The following is a 20,978-nucleotide window of genomic DNA, read 5'->3' as shown; positions in this document are numbered from 1 at the left end:
GGCTCGCTTTGGGTGTCGTCGGGACAGGCTTTGATTTACTAACTTTTTCGCTCTCCCGCTCAAAATACACCCTATGCTCATTATAGCATAAATAAACAAAAGCCGCATTCCTATTATATAAGGAACGCGGCTTTTGAGGTTTGTGTTTATGTTTAGAAGCGTCCGTTCACCAACACCATGGCGGGGAACCAGCCGTTTTCGGCAATGTTTAAAATACCGATTTGCAAACCGTAAATTTGTTTGGCATAGTTTACAAAACCAAACTGCAAGCCGTTCATGTCTTCGGCTTGGTTAAAGAAGCCCAGCTGGGCGCCGCTTACGTGGCGGCCGGACAAGTTCACCAAACCTAATTGGGCCCCGGTTAAATGGGTGTTTTTGGTAAAAGCGGCCCATTGGGCGCCGGTTACGTCTTCGGCCAAGCTGATAAGCCACGCCGCGCTTACGCCGCGCAGTTCATAGCGGGTTTGGGCCATTACCAAATCCAGCTGGACACCATAAACTTCATTGGTGTGGGAGCCGATACCAAAATCAATCCCGTGAATGGTTTGGGTATTGGCCGGTGCGGCGATAGCCAAATTGTTCCACAACGAAAGTTTAAAAACCCCCGCGTTGCTGGCGGCAAAAGAGGCGCCGGCGGACATTAAGCATAAGACCAACAGTACAACTTTTTTCATGAACCCTCCTTAACTTAATTTACAGATATTTTATTTTATCACTTTTTAGCGTTAAGAAAGGCAAAAAAGTGTATAAATTGCTAAAATATATAATAATATTGAGGTATGGTTATGAAAATAAAATTGGCGTCTTTTAACCCTTTAACCGCAGACATACGCGGAAATAAAGAACATATCATCGCTTTGCTTAAGGCCCCCGCCCCCGCGGCGGATTTGCTGGTTCTGCCGGAAGCGGCCTTGTGCGGCTGCCCCATGTTGGATTTGTTTGAAGATGAACGCCTGCTGAAAGAAACCCTTTCTTCTTTAAAAGAAATCGCCAAAGAAACCAAAAACACGGCCTGCTTACTTGGCTTTCAGGATAAGCTGGGCAAGGATTTTGTGTCCGCGGCGGCTTTTATTTATAAGGGTAAAATTACCAAAATTTATGACAGTGAAGTCGTTTCTCTGGCCGGGAAAGATTTGCAAATTATATTGGGTGACTTGCAAGACGCGCCCGCCCAAGACGCCGATATCATTATCCACCTTTCCGCCCGCCCGTATGAAAAAGGCAACGTGCCTGAACGTTTGGACGCGCTTAAAAAGTTTGCCAAAAAGCGCGGGGTGCCGGTGCTGGAGTGCAACTTGTTAGGAGGGGGGGACGGTTTAATTTTTGACGGCCTTTGCGCCTGCGCCAACAAAAAAGGGGAGCTTACCTTGCTGGGGGAACTCTTCCGCGAACGGGTAAGCCTGTGGGACAGTGAGGAAAAATCCCAGCCTCTTACCTATAAAGCGGACCCGCGCGGGGAAGTGTTGGACGCGCTTTCCTTTGGATTAGGCGATTTTGTGCAAAAAGCCGGTTACAGCAAAGTAATTTTTGGTTTAAGCGGCGGGTTGGATTCCGCCGTAACGGCTGTACTGGCCGCCAGCGCATTAGGGGGGGAAAGCGTGTATGCCGTTTCTCTTCCGTCTTATTGCACCAGTGATTTAAGCAAATCCTTAGCCGGCCAGCTGGCCCGCAATTTGGGCATTAATTTAGAGGAAGTAGCCGTTAAACCGGTGCTGGAGGGTATGAAAAATGCCGTGGGGCATATCGTTTCCCACTTAAAAGACGTAACGGAACAGAAACTCCACTCCCGCCTGCGCGCCAATATTTTGTTTACACTGGGCGGAGAATACGGCGCCATGCCTATTTCTACCGATGATTTAAGCGAACTTTCCGTAGGCAGCTGCGTGCTGTACGGTGATACGGCCGGGCGTTTGCTGCCTATTGGGGACGTGTTTAAAACGGAATTGTACGATTTGGCCGCTTACATTAACAAGAACCGGGAAATTATCCCCCAAGGGATTATAGACCGCGCGCCCACTTCGGAACTTCGCCCCAACCAAAAGGACGAGGACACCCTGCCCGCCTATCCGCTGCTGGATAAAATTATCCCGCTGTACGTGGCCCAGGGTCTGACCCCGCAGGAAATTGCCCGCAAGTGCAAAGCCCCGCTGGAAACGGTGACGGACGTGTGCCGCCGCATAGACGCGGCTGATTATAAACGCGCCCAAACCGCGCCTATTTTAAAAGTAACCCGCCGTCTGTTTACGGATTTACAGCGTCCCGTTACCAAAAAAATAAATCTTTAATTTGAAACGCCGCAAACCGGGTAAGATGCCGCATTCTGCCCGGTTTTTTTGCGCGCCTGCGTATAGTATGAAGAAATGGTTAAAAAATAAACCGCTGCGCCGCCAGCTTTTTAGTCTTACCAGCCCTATTTTTGTGGAAACGCTGCTTATTATGCTTTTAGGGGCTACGGACGTGGTGATGCTCAGCCGGTATTCCGATGATACCGTCGCCGCCGTGGGGGTGGTGAACCAGCTGCTTAATTTGGTGTTTATTTTATACGGTATTACCACGCTGGGCACGTCCGTCTTGTGCGCGCAGTATTTGGGCGCCCGTCAAAAAAACAATGTGATGCAAACCATCGGCGTTTCCATTACGGTAAACCTGGTGGTGGGGCTGGCGGTCAGCGCGGGGCTTTATTTGCTGGCGCCGCAGTTGCTGGGGCTGATGGGCCTGTCGGACGAATTAATCGGGCGCGGGAAAACGTATATGCAAATTGTGGCCGGGTTTTCTTTTATACAGGCGGTGGCTATGACGATGTCCTCCGTCTTAAGAAGCCACAATAAAGCCTATTACCCCATGTATGTTACGCTACTAATGAATATTTTAAACATAGCCGGCAATTACCTGCTTATTTTTGGCAAGTGGGGGTTCCCGGCTTTAGGCGCGCCGGGGGCGGCCGTGTCCACATCCGTGTGCCGGTTTATTGCGCTGCTGCTTTTGGGATATATTCTGTTTAAAAAAGTGGTGCCTCAGTTCACCCTCTCTTGCTTAAGGCCGTTCCCGTGGGATAAGGTAAAAAATCTGATGATTATCGGCCTTCCGGCGGCGGGGGAACAGGTGTCTTACAATTTGTCCCAGGTGGTGATTACCTATTTTTCCGTTCTGATTGGCACGGCGGCTTTAACCGCCCGCACTTACGCCATGAATATTGTGATGTTTTCTTACGTGTTTTCCATCGCGCTGGGGCAGGGGGCGGCCATATCCATTGGGCATTTGGTGGGGGCGGATAGGGACAACGCGGCCTTTTCGGTTGAGAAATATTCCATTCATTTGTCTGTTCTTATCAGCGTGCTTATTTCTATTTTAACCGCTTTGGTGGGTACGAATATTTTTAAAATGCTGTCTGCTAATCCGGACGTTATTAAAATCGGCGCGGTGGTATTATATATTGACATTGTGCTGGAAATAGGCCGGGCGGTGAATATCACTTCCGTCAATTCCCTCAATGCGGCGGGGGACGTGTTTTACCCGTTTATTACCGGCATTATTGTTATGTGGGGCGTGGCCACATTATGCGCGTACATACTGGGCGTGTGGTGGGGCTGGGGGCTGGCCGGCATATGGCTGGCGATGGCCCTTGATGAAAACATCCGCGCCGTGATTTTTGAGCGCCGCTGGAAAAGCCGCAAATGGCAAAGCAAAGCCTTTGCACGGCGCAAAGCTTAAAATTTGCTAAAATATAGCCTATGAACGACTTTTACCGTGATTACGACGTACCGCAGGATTTAAAATTTAAAACCGCCGATATTTTGCGCATGGGCGGGTTGGAGTGCTCCGCCCAGTTAAGCCCCAAATATTTTGAACGGGTGTTTACCGCCCCCAATAAAATAACGGCCGTTACGGTGGAGATTTCTTTTTCCGTGGCGGATAAAAATATATTGGTGCGCGGGCGCGTTTGGGGCAAGAGAGACGTTCAATGCGCACGCTGTTTAAAAATGGCCGCGCAGAATTTTGAAGAAGAATTTGTAGAAACATATAGCACGAAATCAGAAATAATTGATATAATGTTACTTGTGGAACAAACGCTGGCTTTGACCGAAGAAATACGCTTTCTTTGCAAGCCGGACTGCAAGGGGCTGTGCCCCGTATGCGGCCAAGACTTAAACGCCGCCCAGTGCGGATGCAAGCCGGAGTGTTTGTCGCCTTTTGCCGAATTAAAAGGTAAATTCAAGTAAGAATTAATTGATTTTTACTGATGTATACAGGAGTAATAAACAATGCCGAATCCGAAGAAAAAACACACTCGTTCCCGCCGGGATTTGAGAAGATCGCACAATTCTGTGATTGAAGTGGCCCAGTTGGTGGAATGCCCTAACTGCAAATCCGCTCGCTTGCCGCACAATGTTTGCCCGAAATGCGGTTTTTATAAAGACCGGGTGGTTGTGGCTCCCAAAGCGGCCAAAACCGAAGAAAACACTGAAGCTAAATAAATCTTTCTTATGAAAATAGCCCTGGACGCCTTAGGCGGAGATTACGGCGCTAAACCCAATGTATTGGGCGCGTTGAAAGCGGCAAAAACCCTGGGTATTGAAGTAATACTGGTGGGAGATGAAACCGTTATTAAGCGCGAGCTTAAAGAGCTGGGATATGATACTTCCCTGCCCGCCGGGATTTCTGTTGTACATGCTCCGGATACCATTGACATGGGTGCGGAACCCGCTAAAGAGTGCCGCAATAAAAAAGGAGCCAGCATTATTGTCTGCGCCGATTTGGTGCATAAAGGCGAGGCCGATGCGTTTGTTTCCGCCGGCCACTCCGGGGCGGCTATGGTAGCTTCCCTTTTCCGCATGGGACGCATTAAAGGGGTGTTTCGCCCCGCTATTGCAACCCCCATGCCCACCTATAAAGGCGTAAGCCTTCTTTTAGACGGCGGCGCCAATGCGGACTGCAAACCCATTCATTTATTGCAGTTTGCGGTAATGGGTTCGGCCTATATGGAAAAGGTGTTTGATTTAAAATCCCCTTCCGTACGTATTCTTTCTATTGGTGAAGAAGAAACGAAGGGGAATTTTTTAGTTAAACACACCATACCCCACATGCGTGAAATTGGGGTAAATTTCCTGGGCACCATGGAAGGGCGCGATGTAAACACCGGCGAAACGGACGTGATTGTTTGCGACGGTTTTGTGGGAAACATTGTGCTTAAAATGGCAGAAGGCTTAGCCAAAACCATGATTCATATGATTAAGCGGGAAATTAAAAAACGTCCGCTTGCCATACTGGGGGCTTTGCTTGCGCGCGGCGCGTTCAAAGCGGTGAAAGACCACACTAACCCCGATTGTTACGGCGGCGCTCCTTTAGTGGGGGTAAACGGCGTGGCTATTATTTCCCACGGCAAATCCAACGAAACGGCCATTTTTCACGCGCTTAAAACGGCCAAGCGGTTGGTGGAAAAGAACTTTGTGGGGGATATTGCTTCCCGCATCGCTTCGTTAAAAGACACTTTCTCCGCCATAGAAGCAGAAATGCAGGAGGAAGACAAATAATGGATTTTAAAGGAAAAAATATTATTGTTACCGGCGCCACCCGCGGCATTGGTTTAACCATTGCCGAGGCGTTTGCCAAGCAAGGGGCCAATGTGGCCATTTGCGGCACGCGTGAAGACGCCGTAAACAAAGCGGCGGAAAATTTAGCCGCTTTTGGGGGTAAAGTACTGGGCCGCGCGGTAAATATTTCCCGCGCCCAAGAGTGTGACGCCTTTGTGGCGGACGTAGTAAAAGAATTTGGGTCCTTGGACGTGCTGGTAAACAACGCCGGCATTACCAAGGATAACTTGGCCGTGCGTATGACGGAAGAAGACTGGCGCGCCGTGATTGACGTAAATTTAACGGGAACGTTTTTTATGTCTAAGGCGGCGCTAAAGGTAATGTTTAAAAAACGCGCGGGCAATGTAGTAAACATTTCCTCCGTGGTGGGGGAAATGGGCAATGCGGGCCAAGCCAATTACGTGGCCAGCAAAGCGGGTATTATCGGTCTTACCAAAACCTTAGCCAAAGAGTTTGGTTCCCGCAATATCCGCGTGAACGCGGTGGCGCCGGGCTTTGTGCGTACGGCTATGACGGACGCACTGCCGCAGGACGTGAAAGAAAAAGCCTTGGAAAACGTGCCGCTTAAAAGATTTGCAGAAACGCAAGACATTGCCAAGGCAGTGTTGTTCTTGGCAAGCGAAGATGCCTCTTATATAACGGGGCATATTCTGTCCGTCAACGGCGGACTTTATATTTAGTTGGGATAAGGGGATACCCTTTTTAAAAACATCGGAGGACAAAATGTCTGAAAATATACAAGAAAGAGTCAAAAATATCATTGTTGAACAGTTGGGCGTAGAAGCCGACCAAGTAAAACCGGAAGCCCAGTTCGTCAACGACTTAGGCGCCGATTCTTTGGACACGGTGGAACTCATCATGGCCTTGGAAGAGGAATTTGACATCGAAATCCCTGACGAAAAAGCCGAAAAGATTAAAACCGTGGGCGAAGCCATTGAATACATTGAAGCCAACGCCAAAAAATAATCGTGTTTACGGAAATTGAGCGTATCATTGGATACAGCTTCAAAAATAAAGAAGTTTTAAAGGAAGCACTCACTCACAAGTCTTTTGCCGGGGAACACCGCAGCGCCAAACATAACGAGCGCCTGGAGTTCCTAGGGGACAGCATATTAGGAGCTATCGTTGCGGATTATATCTACAACCAATGCCCTCATGTGGAAGAGGGAGTGCTTTCTAAAATTAAATCTAACTTGGTTTCACGCCATAATCTTTATTTTTGGGGTAAAGAGATGGACTTAGGGTCTTTTATTGCCTTGGGTCACGGTGAAATTGCCACGGGCGGCCGTACGCGCGACAGTATTATCTCCAACGCGGTGGAAGCCGTAATCGGCGCCGTATATATAGACGGCGGATACCAAGCGGCCGAAGCGGTAGTTTTGCCTTGGGTAAAAACCCAACATTTAACGCAGGACAGCGGGGATTTTAAAAGTTTATTGCAGGAGTTTGTGCAAAAACGCAGCAAACACACCCCGTTGTATGAAGTGATACAAACCGTTGGACCGGAACATGATAAAGTTTTTACCGTACGGGTTAGTTTAGACGGTAAAGAACTGGGCATAGGCAAGGGCCGCAATAAAAAACAGGCAGAGCAAAGCGCTGCGGAAAACGCGTTTGAGCACTTAAAAAAATAAGTTTATGGATAAAAAAACCACCTCTAAAATAACCGCCCCTATCGGGAAGATACAGGTCAAAGTACAAGAATCTTTGCTCCGTAAACCCTTGGTATGGCTGGGTATTTTGGCGGTGGTTCCTTTTGTAATAATGTTTGCTTTTACATTTAAAAGCGGGTTTACTCCTTCTGACGGAAACAGAAAGATAGAAAAAATCATCGTATCTAAAACCCCTATGGAAATGGCCGAAGAGGCCACCCAGGCTTTGCAGCGTAATGACGTGCAAAGTTTTTTTGACATTATAGAGAAAGCCAAAGATTATAATTTGGTCAACAGCAAGGGGGACTCTATGCTCCTGGTAGCTGTTTCTTTAGGAAATTATGATGCGGTGCTTCGCTTATTGTCTTTAGGGGCGGACGTAAATAAGCAAAATTCTTACACGCGCGACACGCCTGTTCTGCGCAGTTTATATACCAATCATGATGATATTACCCGCTTGTTAGTGGCGTCTGACGCTAATTTGAATTTAGAAAACAACTACCGTCATTCACCCATATTTGTAGCCGTGGAACGCCAAAAAGGCGAATTTGTGGATTTGTTTATTACTTCCGGCGCGCAGTCGGGTATTAATTCCGATAATCTGTTCCGCTGGGTAACCAAACGCAATTTAATAGGCATATTGGCTATGTTAAAAGGCGGTATTGACCCCAATGTAAAAAATGAACAGGGCAATACCCCGCTTATTATCGCGGCTTCTTTGGGGGATGTGGAGGCCGTGCGCAATTTACTGGCCTATCGGGCTGACCCCAATGCCGCAAATAAAGACGGGAACACCGCCTTAATTTATGCCGCCCGTTATAACCACCCGCAAATTATTTATGAATTGATGCGCCCCTACTCATTGGTGGCTCCGGTAGACGTGAATATTCAAAACAAACAGGGGCAAACGGCTTTGTATTGGGCGGCTTCCCGTGGGTATGAGGAAGCGGTAAAGCGTTTGCTGGCCGCTAATACCAACCGTGACCTGAAGGATAAAGACGGCTTAACCGCGCGTGACATAGCGCAAAAAAAAGGCCGCCGCAACATTGTGGCTTTGTTTGATATGGATCCTACGGCATTAAAGAATATGGTGACAGAAATGGATAATGCCCGTATTGCCGAACGAAAACGCCAGGAAGAAGCCGCCAAAGCCAAAGAGCTTGCTGAAAAACAGAAGCAAGAGGCCGCCCAGGCCCAAGCCCAAAAGCAGGCCGGCTATATTGGCCGCCGGCGCCGCCAGGAAAAGAAGGAAATGGTGCAGCCCACTTCCGCGCTGGACCAGCAAGCTCCTACCCGCAATGCTTTTTCCCGCCGCAACCGTCAATAAGACGTCTAAACGTTTTTCAATCCGCCCCAACAAATAATTGGGGCGGATTTTTTTTATATTTTACACCTCAGGAAGTAAGCCGGGGGCGTTGCTTCGTAAATACATTGCACAATAAAGCCCAAATATAACCCCAGTGGTCAATTAAGCGAAGGATTTGCCTATGTTAATGATATTCAGGACGGGAAACCAAGAAATTCCCCATAGTATTTCATAAAGCGTTCAAAATACGCCGAAATGGGTACATTGATAAGGCACCGCATTATCTATAAAAAGCCGTTCATAAACGGATGGATATTTATTTAAAACAGGCAATAAAAAAACCGCACGCTTTTTAGCGTGCGGTTTTTGACAACAGAAGGGTTACGGATGGATTTTATCCATCATGCGCGGGAACGGAATTGTTTCACGCACGTGCTGTAAACCGCAAATCCAGCGTACCATGCGTTCAATTCCCATACCAAAGCCGGAATGAGGCACACTGCCGTAGCGGCGCAAATCCAAATACCAATCGTATCCTTGCGGGTCCAGCCCTTGTTCTTTTATACGGGCAAGCAGGGCGTCATAATCGGCTTCTCTTTCACTTCCGCCGATAATCTCCCCGGCGCCTTCCGGCCCAATCACGTCCACCGCCAGCACCACTTTGGGGTTTTTGGGGTCGCGTTTCATATAAAAGGCTTTAATGGCGGCCGGGTAGCGGTGAATCATAATCGGGGTATCGTAATCTTCACCCAGCAGGGTTTCTTCGTCCCCGCCTATATCGCCGCCCCAAGGGGTATTGTTGCCTTTTTTGTGCAGGATTTCAATCGCGTCCGTATAATCAATGCGGGGAAATTTCTTTTCCACCGTGGCTTGCAGTTTGGCGGTGTCGCGTTCCAAGGTTTTTAAATCGTCTGCGCGGTTTTTAAGCACTTGGCCCACAATGTATTTAATAAAGTCTTCAGCCAAGTCCATATTATCGTCTAAATCATTATAAGCCACTTCCGGTTCCACCATCCAAAATTCAGTCAAATGGCGGCGGGTTTTGCTTTTCTCGGCGCGGAAGGTGGGGCCAAAGCAATAGGTGCGGCCCAAAGCCATGGCGGAGGCTTCCCCATACAGCTGACCGCTTTGGGAGAGAAAAGCTTTTTCGCCAAAGTAATCGGTTTCAAACAAGGTGCTGGTTCCTTCGCAGGCGGCGGGGGTTAAAATAGGGGAATCGGAAAGGATAAAACCGTTTTTGTGTAAATACTCACGGATAGCAAAAATGATTTCATCGCGTATGCGCAAAATAGCCGTTTGTTTGGCGGAGCGCAGCCACAAGTGGCGGTAGTGCATTAAAAATTCCGGACCGTGCTCTTTTGGGGAGATGGGGTAGTCTTTCGCCATTTGCAGCACTTCCAAATTTTTTACGCCCAGTTCATAGCCCAGGGGGGAGCGTTTGTCTTCCCGCACCGTGCCGGTAACCAGGATAGAGGACTCTTGGGTTACTTTATCGCCCAATTCAAATTGTTCGGGAGAAACTTCGCCTTTAAACATGACGCATTGGATAATGCCGCTACCGTCACGCAGCTGTAAAAAGTGTAATTTTCCGCTGGAGCGTTTGTTATACAGCCAGCCCTTTAAAGTGATTTCTTGGCCTAGATATTGGCCCACGTCTTTGACGCGAATTTTACTAGACATATTCTTCCTCTTACAATGAAATAAAATACTTATTATATTTTAGCTTTTTGAGGGGGAAAATAAAACCGCCTCATTTACAGGGAAAAGAAGAAACGATTATTTTTATTTTTTTCCGCCGAGGAGTACAGTAAAAAATTTTTATTTTTAGGTTTGTATATGCTATAATAAATATGTTCTTAGAAGTTCCCGCGCTAAGAAATCCAACCAAATTTCGGGCGTGTAGCTCAGCTGGGAGAGCGCCTCGTTCGCAACGAGGAGGTCGTCGGTTCGATCCCGATCACGTCCACCATTTTAAAAACCACGCTTAAGCGTGGTTTTTTATTTCATAAGAGGCGCTGGAACGCTTCCGAAGTAGCGCAGGAGGTCGCTCGGGCGGGTCCGGGTCACGTCCACCATTTTAAACACCACGCTTAGGCGTGGTTTTTTATTTCATAAGAGGCGCTGGAACGCTTCCGAAGTGAGCGCAGGAGGTCGCTCGGGCGGGTCCGGGTCACGTCCACCATTTTAAACACCACGCTTAAGCGTGGTTTTTTATTTCATAAGAGGCGCTGGAACGCTTCCGAAGTAGCGCTTTTAATACATATGGCCCAACCTCCGCTTTATCTCTTGTTTGGGACCGCTTTCCAAAAGCTGTTCTGCAAACGCAGGGCGGCTTGTTTAATCCGGGTTTTGACGGAGATATTTCTATTCTTTCCTCTTAAAATGCTAAAATAAAACTATATGGCTAAATTAGTACGCGGGTTTAGAGATATTTTTGAACCCCAATCCCAAAATTTTACTGAGCTGGAAAACTGCGCCCGCGGCGTATTTTCCTTATATGGCTTTGGCGAACTGCGCCTGCCTACCGTGGAACTGAAAGAATTATTCATTAAATCCACCGGCGAAACGACGGATATCGTCCAAAAAGAAATGTATGCGTTTGAGGACGCCGGCCACCGCCAGTTGGCTATCCGCCCGGAAGGCACTCCCAGCGTGGTGCGCGCCTATTTGGAAAATAACTTTGTGCAGGCCGCGCCCGTGCAAAAATTTTATTACATCGGCAATATGTTCCGCGCGGAACGCCCCCAGGCGGGCCGCTACCGTGAGTTTGAGCAAATCGGCGCGGAATATATCGGCAATTCCGCCCCGGCGGCGGATGCGGAAGTGATTTTGATGTTAAAAGACATCGTTTCGCGTTTTGGCGCAAAAAACTATTGCGTTAAAATTAACAGCCTGGGGTGTGACAAATGCCGCCCGCTTTACCGCCAAGCTTTAATTGATTTCTTGTCTCAAGAAAAAGACACTTTATGCGAAAACTGCCAAACCCGTTTGGAGAAGAACCCTCTTCGCGTTTTAGACTGCAAGATAGACGGCGCCCGCTTTGCCGGCCGCGTGCCCACCATGCAGCTCTGCCCGGAGTGCCAAGCCCATTTTGACGAAGTGCAATCCCTTTTAAAAGGCAAGATAGACTTTGTGGTAGACCCTATGCTTGTGCGCGGGCTGGATTATTATTCCCGCACCGTGTTTGAGTTTCAAGCGGGGGACGCTTCCCAAAACGCCATAGCGGCCGGCGGCCGTTATGATACGCTGGTTAAAAATATGGGCGGGCCCGCCACGCCGGCTATCGGCTGGGCGATGGGGGCAGAACGCGTGATAGCCGCCCGGGGGGAAGTAACCCGCCCGCAGCCAAAAAGCGTGTGTGTGGTGTCTATGGACAAACAATGCAACGAAACAGCTTTTAATATCATGCAGTCTTTGCGTGAGGCGGGCATCCGCACCGAAGGCGGACTTTTTGATAAAAACATCAAAGGCCAAATGAAACAGGCCGACCGCTGCCACGCTTCTTACGCGGTTATTTTAGGGACGGACGAACTGGCTCAGCGCCAAGCCACTTTTAAAGACTTGGCCACCGGGGAACAGAAAAAGATTTCATTTGACGTATTAACCCAAGAGGTAAAAAAAGCATTATGAAAAGAACCAATTATTGTGGGGAGGTAACCTCCAAATTTTTAGGCACGCGCCAAACCCTTTGCGGGTGGGTGAACAGCTACCGCGACCACGGCGGCGTACTGTTTATAGACCTGCGTGACCGCAGCGGCATATGCCAAGTGGTGGTGGAGCCTTCCAAACCGTTTTTTAACGAAGCGTCAACCGTACGCAACGAATATGTAATAGAAGTTACCGGCACGGTAACCAAACGTATTGAGGGCGCCGTAAACGCAAATATAAAAACCGGGGAAATTGAACTGGTGGCGGAAGAATTTAAAATTTTAAACACGTCTATTCCTCTTCCTTTTGATGTGGAAAAATCCCGCTCGGTAACGGAAGAAACCCGCTTAAAATACCGCTACCTGGATTTGCGCAACCCAAAAATGTACGCCAATTTATTGTTGCGCCACCGCTTGTCCCAGGCGGCCCGGCGGTATTTGGACGGGCAGGGCTTTTTAGAAGTGGAAACCCCTATTTTAACCCGCTCCACGCCGGAAGGCGCGCGCGATTATTTGGTTCCTTCCCGCGTGCACCATGGGGAGTTTTACGCCCTTCCCCAAAGCCCTCAGATGTTTAAGCAAACGTTAATGGCCAGCGGGATTGACCGCTACTTCCAACTGGCGCGCTGTTTCCGCGATGAAGACTTGCGCGCGGACCGCCAGCCCGAGCATACGCAGATTGATATGGAAATGTCTTTCGTTACCATTAATGATATTCACGAGGTGGTGGAAGGCTTAATGAAAACGCTTTTTGCCACCGCGGGGGAAGATATTTCCGTTCCGTTCCCAAAAATTCCTTATAAAGAAGCCATGAGCAAATACGGTTCCGACAAGCCTGACTTGCGCTATGATTTGGAAATGAAAGATGTTTCCGACGTGTTCAAAAATACTTCTTTTAAAGTATTTGCTGACGTGTTGGGAAAAGGGGGGGAAGTTCGCTCTCTCGTATCCCAAGGCGGGGCCGCCACGCCGCGCGCGCAGGTGGATAAGCTGGTGGATTTGGCTAAAAAGAACGGCGCCAAAGGCTTGGTATGGTTCAAATACAAAGAAGGGAAGCTGGACAGCCCTTCCGCCAAATTCTTTACCGAACAGGAACTGAAAGATTTAATCACCCACAGCGGCGCCCAAGAGGGAGATTTAATTTTACTGGGGAGCGACCAGTTCGCCCCGCTGTGCGCTTTTATGGGGGCCTTGCGCAAAGAATTGGTTAAAAATTTAACCCCCAAGTGTAAGTGGGCTTTTGCCTGGATTACGGATTTCCCGCTTTTGGAATACGTGCCGGAAGAAGACCGCTGGGACGCGGCCCACAACCCTTTTACGGCCGCCCACGAAGAAGATTTGGATAAGCTGGAAACGGACCCCGGCTCCGTGCGTTCCTATCAGTTTGACTTGGTGCTTAACGGCAACGAGCTGGCCTCCGGTTCCGTGCGCAACTGCCGCCGGGACGTGCAGGAACGCATTTTGGCTTTGATGAAACACTCTAAAGAAGAGTCCGCCCGCCGTTTTGGCATGTTGTTAAACGCGTTGGAAGCGGGCGCGCCTCCTCACGGCGGCATTGGCCTGGGGCTGGACCGCATTACCGCACTTTTGGCGGGGGAAGAGTCTATCCGTGAGGTTATCGCTTTCCCCAAAACGGCGCAGGCCGTCTGCCCGTTGACGGATTCCCCTAACGTGGTGGACGATATCCAGTTAAAAGAATTGGCTTTAGCTATTGTAAAAGAATAGTAAATACCCCGGGCTCGCCCGGGGTTATTTTTACACGCTTTAGCGTTTTATGGCATAATAAAAATAGTATGAAGATAACGCGTTTTTGCTTTTCTGTTTTACTCTTTGCGGCGGCCTGTTCTCCTTCCGGACAGGGGGACGACTTGGCTTCCGCCCGGCCCACGCGTGAAGCCAATGTGGCGCGTTATTTGGCCAAAGCCAAAGAAAACCAACGCTTGGCGCAAGAACGCCGCCAACCTATTAACGCCCAAAAACCGGTTAATGTGGAGCAGGTTAAAACCCAGGCGGGGGAGGACTTCTTTCCTACCCTGCCTGCGGAAATGGCCGCGGTAAAAGCCAATTTAGAAAAACGCGTGCGTGATGAATACGGTGAGGCTGCCGCCGCCCAAGCGGGCGCTATTATTTTGGCCTACCATAAAGACGCGCAAGCCGCCGCCAAGCAAGCCCAAAACCCGCAAGAAATGGCCGCCGCTTTACGCCGGTTGGATGAACAATACCAGCAAAAATTAAACGCTTTTTTAGATGAGCAAGTGGCTCTGAAGTGGGTTATTCCCACGCAAAAGCAGTTGGATTTGGCTCGCGCGGAAATGGAACATAAAAATAAAGAGATGTTAAAAAATATAGGGGAATTATACGGGCCCGTCTGCGCGCAAAAAGCGGAACCGGTATTAAAAACGGCGGTTGAAAACTATATGCAGGTGTTTGCCTCTGCCAAAGACGGAGCGGAAATGCAGCGGCGCAGCCGGGAGGTTATGCAAGACTCAGACGCGCAGCTGGCCGCCATTGTGGCCCAATACGGGGACCCGAAAGGCCCCATGAGCGAGGAAGACCTGCAGGCTATGCGCGCGGAAATGATTGCCGCCTATCAGGAAGTGGAAAACAAGTTTGAGCGTTTGTACGGGCAAGAAGCCGTGGCGCAAATACGCCCGTTTTTTAATCAAATTTTAAAAAATGCCGCCGCTGTAGGCGCGGCGGATACGCGCCAAAGCTATAAACGGGAAGAATTGGACCGTTTAAATAAGATTTATCAAGAGCAGCTGGCCAATATGCAAAAACGTTTTAACGAACGTATCAAACAAAGAGCAAAAAGATAAAAAATAAATCCCGGTGTGTTGGAATTCGGGTTTTGAGCATATTTAGATTATGAAAAACAAAATATTAATTTACTTAGCCGTTTTTATTATTCTTTTATTATGCGCGGGGGTGTTGGCGTTGGTGTCCTCATCTCCTTCCAACCGCCAGGAACAACCGATGTATATGGGTTCATCTTCCGCCGTAACAGACCCGGCCTCTCCCGCCCATTTTCAACGTACGTTGGCGGATTTAAAAGACCAGGAATTATTGGGCTTGCCCGCCCCTCAATCTTTGCCGCCGGCCGGGCCTGGTATTGCCGCCAGCGGGCGCGCACCCTTGCTGGAGGCCGGTTTGCCTTCGGGCCGGGAGGAAAGTTTTTTTCCGGTTTCCGCTTATGCGCCGGCGCGCGGGCCCAAGCAAGAGACCCGTTTAAAAGGACGGCTGCCGGGCGGATCTGCTTCCGCTTCTACGGCTGGGAAAGGGGGGGCTTCTTCTGCCATGGAAGTCAGCTCAGGCGGCGCGGTTCAGGGCGGCGCGGATTTGCGCGATAGCGACTCTTATAAAAAAGCCAATGAAACGCTTTTGTCTTATTTAGCCCCTAAGGACCGCCAAAAACAAGAAGCGCTTATGCGGGAAATGGATACTTTAAGCAATAATTTAAGTAACGCTCTGGCGCGCGCCATGGCCCCTAAATCCAAACGCCAGGCCATGGTGGAAAAATATACCCGCCGTTCCGGGCCGGAGGCTTTAAAAGGGAACAATAATCCGTTTGCGGACGTAGTAAGCCAAATTGCTTCCCAAAAATCTTCCGTGGTGCAAAGCATGACGGATAACTTTGGCGCCGCGGCCGGGCAGCAGGCGGGTAAAATTATGGACAGCTTTCAAAAAGAAGCTTCCGCCGTGGCTAACCGTACGGATTTAACCCAACAGCAAAAAGGCGATGAAATACGCAAATTAAACAATAAATACCAACGCCAGTTAAACGAGTTGACGCGTGCCGGCTCCTTGCAAAAAATGGAAGCGGAACAACGCCAGGAAAATGAAGACTATTTGGCTTTGCTTCGCAGCAATTTTAACCCGGAAACGGAATCCGCCGCCCGTGAAATATTGGATAATTTCACCACGCAAAAAATGCAGCTTATCCAGCAAGGGCTGCCCGCGGCGGATTTTCAGGAAAAATATTTGAAACTCAAACAAGAGGCTGATGACAAAGTAAAAGAAGCCGTCTTTAAAGCCAATCCCACCCGTATGGATACGGCGGAAGTGTTGGAAAACATCAACCGCCAAACCGCCAAAGCGCAAATGGAGCGTGACAAAGCCGCCGTGGAGGCCGGCTTAAAGCAGGACCAAACCGTCTATGTTTCTGAAGATGTAAAACAAAAATACCGCGATAATTTTGCCGCTCAGCGAGCCAAAGATGTAAAAGCAGTAGCACAGGCTTACGGCCCGGAAGTGGCGGCCCAGTTTGAGCAAATTGATATGGCGTACGAAAAAGAAGTGCTGGAAAATTTTGATTCCCAGGAAGGGCGTTTGTCCGTAAACGAAAAGAACCAAGCCGCTGTGGAAAAGCGCAACCAAGCGGTGCAGGCTTTGCTGGAAAAAGCCCAAAATGACCCGGCTTTTAAACAAAAGCAAGCCGCGCAAATGGAAACGGAAATAAAGAAACAAAACGAGCAAACCCTTTCCCAAATCATGCAAAGCGAAGAAATGCGCCAATGGCCTTCTTCCGCAAAGAAAGAGTATGAAAAACAGGCCCGCGCCATTTTGGACGATATGGCCAAACAGCTTGCCCAGGCGGCTGTTAACGCCAAAGACCAAAAATCGTACGAGCAGGACGCCCAGCGCATTCAGCAGGCGGCCCAACAAAAGCTGCAAAATATCCAGGTGTCTGTGCCTCAGCCCCAGCCGGCGCAGTAAACAATATCCAAGTTATTTCAAAACCCCGCTTTTTGCGGGGTTTTTTATAGGGATAACTAAATACCCCTAAACTATTTCCTGTATACATAGCGGCGCAAAGCTTAACCCAGCAACCCGCCCCGCCTGTTTCAAAGGGGGATTTTAGGTTCCGGGTGTCTTTATTTCTTTTGCAATAAGACAAATGTTTAACGCCGTGTTTATGAGTGAGAAAATTTCTCCCTGTTTTATGGACAGGGTATTTGACTTGGTAGAGTAAAATAAAGAAGGTCTGTTGTAAAACAGACCCTAAAAAATACCGGCTTACCGCGGCGGGGTTATTTATCTTTATTTAATTTTGCCTGCGGGAAATAGTGGTACAAAATGGTTTTGTAATCCTGCCCGGCTTCGGCCCGGCCGGCGGCGCCCGTTTGGCAAAATCCCACGCCGTGTCCCCATCCTCCGCCGTAGAAAACAAAGTTTTTCAGTTTTTTATTTTCGTAATTGGGCTGTACGATAAAATAACTGCTTCTAAGCATGCCGGGCCCCAAATTGCCGCGGATGACGTTTTCTTTATTTAAAATAACGCTGCCTTTCGTGCCTTTTACCTGTACCCGGTTTACATAGCCGGAGCGCCCTCGGCGAAGCGGAATAATGGCGGTAATGGAGCCTATGTCTTTGCGGCGTTTGCGGCGGATGACTTGGCGCAGGTCTTCCTCTTCCACCACGCGGGTCCAGCGGTAAGCGGCCAGGCTTACGTTCTTATCATAGCGGCTGTAAGCGTCGTGCGCGTGTTGGAGAAGGTCTTTAAAATGATAGGGCTGTAAATGGTCAAAATCAAAATCTTTATAGTCAGACACCGGGTGTAAATACACGTGTTCAAACCAGCCCGCTTCTTTAGCGCTTTGGGTAATGCCGCCGCAATTGGCTGAAAACACGGCTTCTATCGGTTTTTTATTATAGACCATAATTTCGCCCATGGTGGATTCTACCGACGCGTTTCCCCGCTCGCTTTCCGCGCTGACGCCTTTATAAACCTGGCAGTTTTGCGTGTCGCACAAATCATAACCGTAAGCGTTGTGCTTGCCCATGTGTTTTAAAGCGTATGTGCGCGCCAGCACCGCCTGCGCGCGCAGCGCGTTAATGGGAAAAGGAATAGGCATTTCAGAAGAAATCACGCCTTCCAGGTATTCTTCCAACATCAGCACGTTGACGGGCACCAACGCGTTTAAAGACGTATTATGCAGTATTTCCAAATCGCCGCGGTATTCTTTGTCGTCCACGCTGGCCCACGTCATGCCGGCGCCGCTCATCAACGCGCGCACGATAATGGTGGGGGCGTCTTCGCCGGAGGGAACGTCCACCGTGACGCGTACTCCTTTTTTAAAAGGGTATTTTTTGCCGGAAGGGGAAAGCAAAAAGGGTTTTCCGTCTTTTAATTCAGCGGTCCATTCTTCCTTGGCTTTTCCGCGAAGCAGCTTTTTCCCGCCGGCTAATTCTTTTACCGTAAAATCATGTGAGGGAGAGAATTTAACCGTTTTGCGCGCGCTTGGGCGGCCGCTGGAACGGGTTCCCAAACCGATGCGTATTTCCTGCGCGTCTTGCGGGGGAACAATGAATTTTTTTATGAACGTGTGCTGGGTTAATTCTTTGGTGGGGGTTAATTCTTTTTCTGATTTTGTCAGCCGCGGGCGCAAATCCGCCATGGCTTTGTTAACGGAGGGCAAGTTCTTTTCTAAAGAATAAATCATGCGGTATTGGCGGTAAGCCTCGTTATAATCCCCCAGCTTGGCCAGTGCGGCGGCGTAATGTTCTTTTGCTTCCAAGGCTTGATGGTCGTACGTGGACGCTTTTTTAAAATGCTGGGCCGCCTTCTGATAGTTTTTTTCTTTCTCATACAACAGCCCCAATAAGTAGTTGGATAAAGCCCGGTGGTTTTTGCCTTTGGCGGCGGTTTGCAGGTTGTAGAGGGCCAGTTTGTCTTCCCCCATGCCCATTTGGGCGCGCGCCAGATTAATATATAAAAATTCCGCCCTCCCTGGTTTGCTTACCAGCAAAGACAACAGCATCTCCGCCGCGGAGTATTGCCCGTCAGCCAGGTAAGCTTCCGCCATAAACTCGGTAATGGTTTCATCGTTGGGATAATATTTATGGGCGGCGCTCATAATGTCTACCGCCTGTTTGGGACTGCCCAGCTCCATAGCGATAAAAGCGGCGTTTAAAAAAGCGTCTTTATCATGAGTTTGTTTGGATATTTCCAAATATTTTTCCAAGCTTTCTTTCGGTTTATAAGAAAAATATAAATCCGCCGCCTCTTTTAGCTGGGTTTGTGCGTCATTATTTTCAGTATCTGCCGGGGCGGCGTGCGTTGCGGCGGCAAACAGCAAAAAACTGGCTGTAAACACGCAAAAAGTTTTTATTTTATAGCCTAATCCCATATTCGCCCCGTGAATGAAATTTTGTAAGATATAACGTATATTATTTTTATATTTTACAAAACTATGACGCAACAACTACCACAATGGCTTAAAGATTTAGTAGGCAAAAATAAAGCCGCCTTACGTACGCAGGCGGCATTAAACGCGCAGCATGAACTGGATAAATGCGCCCTGCATACGGTATGCGTAGAAGCAAAATGCCCCAACCGCGGGGAATGTTTTAACTGCGGGGACGCCACCTTTATGATTTTGGGCGACACCTGCACCCGCAACTGCCGTTTTTGCGCCGTGCGTAAGGGGTGTCCTTCTCCGGTGGACGAAGGGGAAGCCCTGCGCGTTGCCCAAACGGTAAAAGACTGGAATTTGCGCTATGTGGTGCTTACCTCACCCACCCGGGACGATTTGCCGGACGGAGGCGCCGGGCATTTTGCGGCTGTCATGTGCCGGATTACCCAAATAAATCCCTCCGTTCTTTGCGAACCGCTTATCCCGGATTTAAAAGCCAACCCGGCGGACATCCAAACCGTTTTGGACGCGAACCCCGCCGTTTTGGCGCATAATATAGAAACGGTGGAGGAACTTTCCAAACAAATACGCGGGGGGGCGGAATACCGCCGTTCTTTAACCGTGTTGGAAACCGCCAAAAAACTGGCGCCGCATGTGCTGACCAAAAGCGGCATTATGGTAGGGTTAGGTGAAACTGACCAGCAAATAAAAAACGCTTTGCGGGATTTGCGTTTGGCCGGTGTGGATTTATTAACCATAGGGCAGTATTTAAGCCCGTCCTCCGCCCATCACCCGGTGGAAAGATATCCCCTGCCGCAGGAATATCAGGAATGGGAAAAATACGCCCTGTCTATTGGTTTTAAGGGGGCAGCCTGCGGCCCGTTGGTGCGCAGCAGCTACCGGGCGGGGGCATTGTACCGCCGCGCGGTGGGCAGTTTACAGGCTAAATAGTATATAATATACATATGAAAAGATTTTTAATAATGTTTTTTTCCTTGGGGTTAACGGCCGCCTGCGCCGGGAATCCGCCCCAGTGGTGGAACCCAAGCGGCGCATATGGCAATGAAGCAAGCGCTGTTTCCCATTCCGCGGGGAGCACTCCGCCTTCCGCCCGGCCTGCGCCGGTACAGGAAATGCCTGTAGTGCAGGAGGAAAATATCGCTTCTTTTATACCGGATGATTCCTACGAAGAAATGATTTTAACCCCCATGCAGGACGAAGAAACCGAAGAGCCGGCCGGAGGGGAAGACGCTTCTTCCAACACGATGGACATTACTCCGTCCGCGCCGGATGCCTCTTCTGAATTGCCGGTGCCCAGCGTATTAATGGATTAATACTTCTTTTTAGTACGCAAAATAGAACCCCCCGGTTTAACTAAACCGAGGGGTTCATCTTGACGTCTCCATTATTACCTTCCTTCTCTTTTGGTTAGCGCCTCTTAAACATAAGGACTTACCGTTACTTTTCATTTGCCCCATTGGCCGAACCAATACATCAACCAATTGTCAGGCAAACAACCGTCAACCGCTTTACTACCGGTGCCGCCTACTTCACGGTGAAGCATATGTAACCCACCGCTCCTTCGGCTGAGCACGGATACAACCAACTACATCCGTTACGTATTTCAAGCTCCCGTTCACCCGGTA

The 20,978-nt window shown here is 49.1% G+C and carries 18 protein-coding genes and 1 tRNA gene; 16 read left to right on the top strand and 3 right to left on the bottom strand.

The genetic code is table 11. The features are described from left to right. Window positions 1-152: 152 nt before the first annotated feature. On the bottom strand, window positions 153-674 hold the full coding sequence (locus tag ACQY33_RS00790) for an LA_2272 family surface repeat-containing protein (protein ID WP_428073248.1): 522 nt from the start codon (window positions 672-674) through the stop codon (window positions 153-155). Between the two features lie 105 nt (window positions 675-779). Between ACQY33_RS00790 and nadE the strand changes: the two genes are divergently transcribed. The 9 genes from nadE to ACQY33_RS00745 all read left to right on the top strand — a co-directional run bounded on the left by nadE (window position 780) and on the right by ACQY33_RS00745 (window position 8,570). Next, complete coding sequence (gene nadE, locus ACQY33_RS00785; protein ID WP_428073247.1) at window positions 780-2,285, top strand: NAD(+) synthase; 1,506 nt, start codon at window positions 780-782, stop codon at window positions 2,283-2,285. Window positions 2,286-2,352: 67 nt separating this feature from the next. Continuing rightward, entirely contained in the window at window positions 2,353-3,711 is a 1,359-nt protein-coding gene (locus ACQY33_RS00780) for an MATE family efflux transporter (RefSeq protein WP_428073246.1), read from the top strand. A gap of 20 nt (window positions 3,712-3,731) precedes the next feature. Further along, window positions 3,732-4,220: a YceD family protein gene (locus ACQY33_RS00775; protein WP_428073245.1), complete on the top strand. Its 489-nt coding sequence runs from the start codon at window positions 3,732-3,734 to the stop codon at window positions 4,218-4,220. A gap of 42 nt (window positions 4,221-4,262) precedes the next feature. Beyond that, complete coding sequence (gene rpmF / locus ACQY33_RS00770) at window positions 4,263-4,475, top strand: 50S ribosomal protein L32 (RefSeq protein ID WP_428073244.1); 213 nt, start codon at window positions 4,263-4,265, stop codon at window positions 4,473-4,475. Window positions 4,476-4,484: 9 nt separating this feature from the next. Beyond that, a complete protein-coding gene (plsX, locus tag ACQY33_RS00765) occupies window positions 4,485-5,531 on the top strand; it encodes a phosphate acyltransferase PlsX (RefSeq protein WP_428073243.1) in 1,047 nt (348 codons plus the stop codon). After that, window positions 5,531-6,271 carry a 3-oxoacyl-[acyl-carrier-protein] reductase gene (gene fabG / locus ACQY33_RS00760; RefSeq protein ID WP_428073242.1) on the top strand — a complete coding sequence of 247 codons (741 nt, stop codon included), beginning with the start codon at window positions 5,531-5,533 and terminating at the stop codon, window positions 6,269-6,271. The genes plsX and fabG overlap by 1 nt, the downstream gene beginning before the upstream one ends. Before the next feature lie 13 nt (window positions 6,272-6,284). After that, the gene (gene acpP / locus ACQY33_RS00755) at window positions 6,285-6,557 is read left to right on the top strand and encodes an acyl carrier protein (RefSeq protein ID WP_428073306.1); all 273 of its coding nucleotides are present in this window, start codon (window positions 6,285-6,287) and stop codon (window positions 6,555-6,557) included. A gap of 2 nt (window positions 6,558-6,559) precedes the next feature. Further along, the gene (rnc, locus tag ACQY33_RS00750; protein WP_428073241.1) at window positions 6,560-7,225 is read left to right on the top strand and encodes a ribonuclease III; all 666 of its coding nucleotides are present in this window, start codon (window positions 6,560-6,562) and stop codon (window positions 7,223-7,225) included. Between the two features lie 4 nt (window positions 7,226-7,229). Beyond that, complete coding sequence (locus ACQY33_RS00745) at window positions 7,230-8,570, top strand: ankyrin repeat domain-containing protein (protein ID WP_428073240.1); 1,341 nt, start codon at window positions 7,230-7,232, stop codon at window positions 8,568-8,570. Window positions 8,571-8,930: 360 nt separating this feature from the next. Here ACQY33_RS00745 and asnS read toward each other — a convergent pair whose 3' ends face one another. Beyond that, window positions 8,931-10,229: an asparagine--tRNA ligase gene (asnS, locus tag ACQY33_RS00740; protein WP_428073239.1), complete on the bottom strand. Its 1,299-nt coding sequence runs from the start codon at window positions 10,227-10,229 to the stop codon at window positions 8,931-8,933. A 213-nt stretch (window positions 10,230-10,442) separates the two neighbouring features. Here asnS and ACQY33_RS00735 point away from each other — a divergent pair. From ACQY33_RS00735 to ACQY33_RS00715, 5 genes are all read left to right on the top strand, one after another. Next, window positions 10,443-10,518 (top strand) — tRNA-Ala (locus ACQY33_RS00735). A 431-nt stretch (window positions 10,519-10,949) separates the two neighbouring features. Further along, complete coding sequence (hisS, locus tag ACQY33_RS00730; RefSeq protein ID WP_428073238.1) at window positions 10,950-12,179, top strand: histidine--tRNA ligase; 1,230 nt, start codon at window positions 10,950-10,952, stop codon at window positions 12,177-12,179. Next, the gene (aspS, locus tag ACQY33_RS00725; protein WP_428073237.1) at window positions 12,176-13,921 is read left to right on the top strand and encodes an aspartate--tRNA ligase; all 1,746 of its coding nucleotides are present in this window, start codon (window positions 12,176-12,178) and stop codon (window positions 13,919-13,921) included. Before hisS ends, aspS begins: the two co-directional genes overlap by 4 nt. A gap of 68 nt (window positions 13,922-13,989) precedes the next feature. Further along, on the top strand, window positions 13,990-15,015 hold the full coding sequence (locus ACQY33_RS00720) for a hypothetical protein (RefSeq protein WP_428073236.1): 1,026 nt from the start codon (window positions 13,990-13,992) through the stop codon (window positions 15,013-15,015). A 49-nt stretch (window positions 15,016-15,064) separates the two neighbouring features. Further along, window positions 15,065-16,912 (top strand): hypothetical protein, encoded by a 1,848-nt coding sequence (locus ACQY33_RS00715; RefSeq protein ID WP_428073235.1) that lies wholly within the window; start codon window positions 15,065-15,067, stop codon window positions 16,910-16,912. A gap of 314 nt (window positions 16,913-17,226) precedes the next feature. Here ACQY33_RS00715 and ACQY33_RS00710 read toward each other — a convergent pair whose 3' ends face one another. After that, window positions 17,227-19,326 carry a SpoIID/LytB domain-containing protein gene (locus tag ACQY33_RS00710; protein ID WP_428073234.1) on the bottom strand — a complete coding sequence of 700 codons (2,100 nt, stop codon included), beginning with the start codon at window positions 19,324-19,326 and terminating at the stop codon, window positions 17,227-17,229. Between the two features lie 63 nt (window positions 19,327-19,389). Here ACQY33_RS00710 and lipA point away from each other — a divergent pair, with 63 nt between their 5' ends. After that, on the top strand, window positions 19,390-20,283 hold the full coding sequence (gene lipA / locus ACQY33_RS00705; RefSeq protein ID WP_428073233.1) for a lipoyl synthase: 894 nt from the start codon (window positions 19,390-19,392) through the stop codon (window positions 20,281-20,283). Window positions 20,284-20,297: 14 nt separating this feature from the next. Continuing rightward, complete coding sequence (locus ACQY33_RS00700; protein ID WP_428073232.1) at window positions 20,298-20,666, top strand: hypothetical protein; 369 nt, start codon at window positions 20,298-20,300, stop codon at window positions 20,664-20,666. Window positions 20,667-20,978: the final 312 nt, after the last annotated feature.

The sequence above is a fragment of the Candidatus Avelusimicrobium aviculae genome (genome assembly GCF_949292495.1).
Taxonomy (GTDB): Bacteria; Elusimicrobiota; Elusimicrobia; order Elusimicrobiales; family Elusimicrobiaceae; genus Avelusimicrobium; species Avelusimicrobium aviculae.
Note: the sequence above shows the minus strand (reverse complement) of the source record. Positions and strands in the feature narration are given on the sequence as shown.

Coding starts and splice junctions, on each gene's coding strand:
- ACQY33_RS00790 (WP_428073248.1), bottom strand. CDS start 674: ATGAAAAAAGTTGTACTGTTGGTCTTATGCTTAATGTCCGCCGGCGCC.
- nadE (WP_428073247.1), top strand. CDS start 780: ATGGTTATGAAAATAAAATTGGCGTCTTTTAACCCTTTAACCGCAGAC.
- ACQY33_RS00780 (WP_428073246.1), top strand. CDS start 2,353: ATGAAGAAATGGTTAAAAAATAAACCGCTGCGCCGCCAGCTTTTTAGT.
- ACQY33_RS00775 (WP_428073245.1), top strand. CDS start 3,732: ATGAACGACTTTTACCGTGATTACGACGTACCGCAGGATTTAAAATTT.
- rpmF (WP_428073244.1), top strand. CDS start 4,263: ATGCCGAATCCGAAGAAAAAACACACTCGTTCCCGCCGGGATTTGAGA.
- plsX (WP_428073243.1), top strand. CDS start 4,485: ATGAAAATAGCCCTGGACGCCTTAGGCGGAGATTACGGCGCTAAACCC.
- fabG (WP_428073242.1), top strand. CDS start 5,531: ATGGATTTTAAAGGAAAAAATATTATTGTTACCGGCGCCACCCGCGGC.
- ACQY33_RS00745 (WP_428073240.1), top strand. CDS start 7,230: ATGGATAAAAAAACCACCTCTAAAATAACCGCCCCTATCGGGAAGATA.
- asnS (WP_428073239.1), bottom strand. CDS start 10,229: ATGTCTAGTAAAATTCGCGTCAAAGACGTGGGCCAATATCTAGGCCAA.
- hisS (WP_428073238.1), top strand. CDS start 10,950: ATGGCTAAATTAGTACGCGGGTTTAGAGATATTTTTGAACCCCAATCC.
- aspS (WP_428073237.1), top strand. CDS start 12,176: ATGAAAAGAACCAATTATTGTGGGGAGGTAACCTCCAAATTTTTAGGC.
- ACQY33_RS00720 (WP_428073236.1), top strand. CDS start 13,990: ATGAAGATAACGCGTTTTTGCTTTTCTGTTTTACTCTTTGCGGCGGCC.
- ACQY33_RS00715 (WP_428073235.1), top strand. CDS start 15,065: ATGAAAAACAAAATATTAATTTACTTAGCCGTTTTTATTATTCTTTTA.
- ACQY33_RS00710 (WP_428073234.1), bottom strand. CDS start 19,326: ATGGGATTAGGCTATAAAATAAAAACTTTTTGCGTGTTTACAGCCAGT.
- lipA (WP_428073233.1), top strand. CDS start 19,390: ATGACGCAACAACTACCACAATGGCTTAAAGATTTAGTAGGCAAAAAT.
- ACQY33_RS00700 (WP_428073232.1), top strand. CDS start 20,298: ATGAAAAGATTTTTAATAATGTTTTTTTCCTTGGGGTTAACGGCCGCC.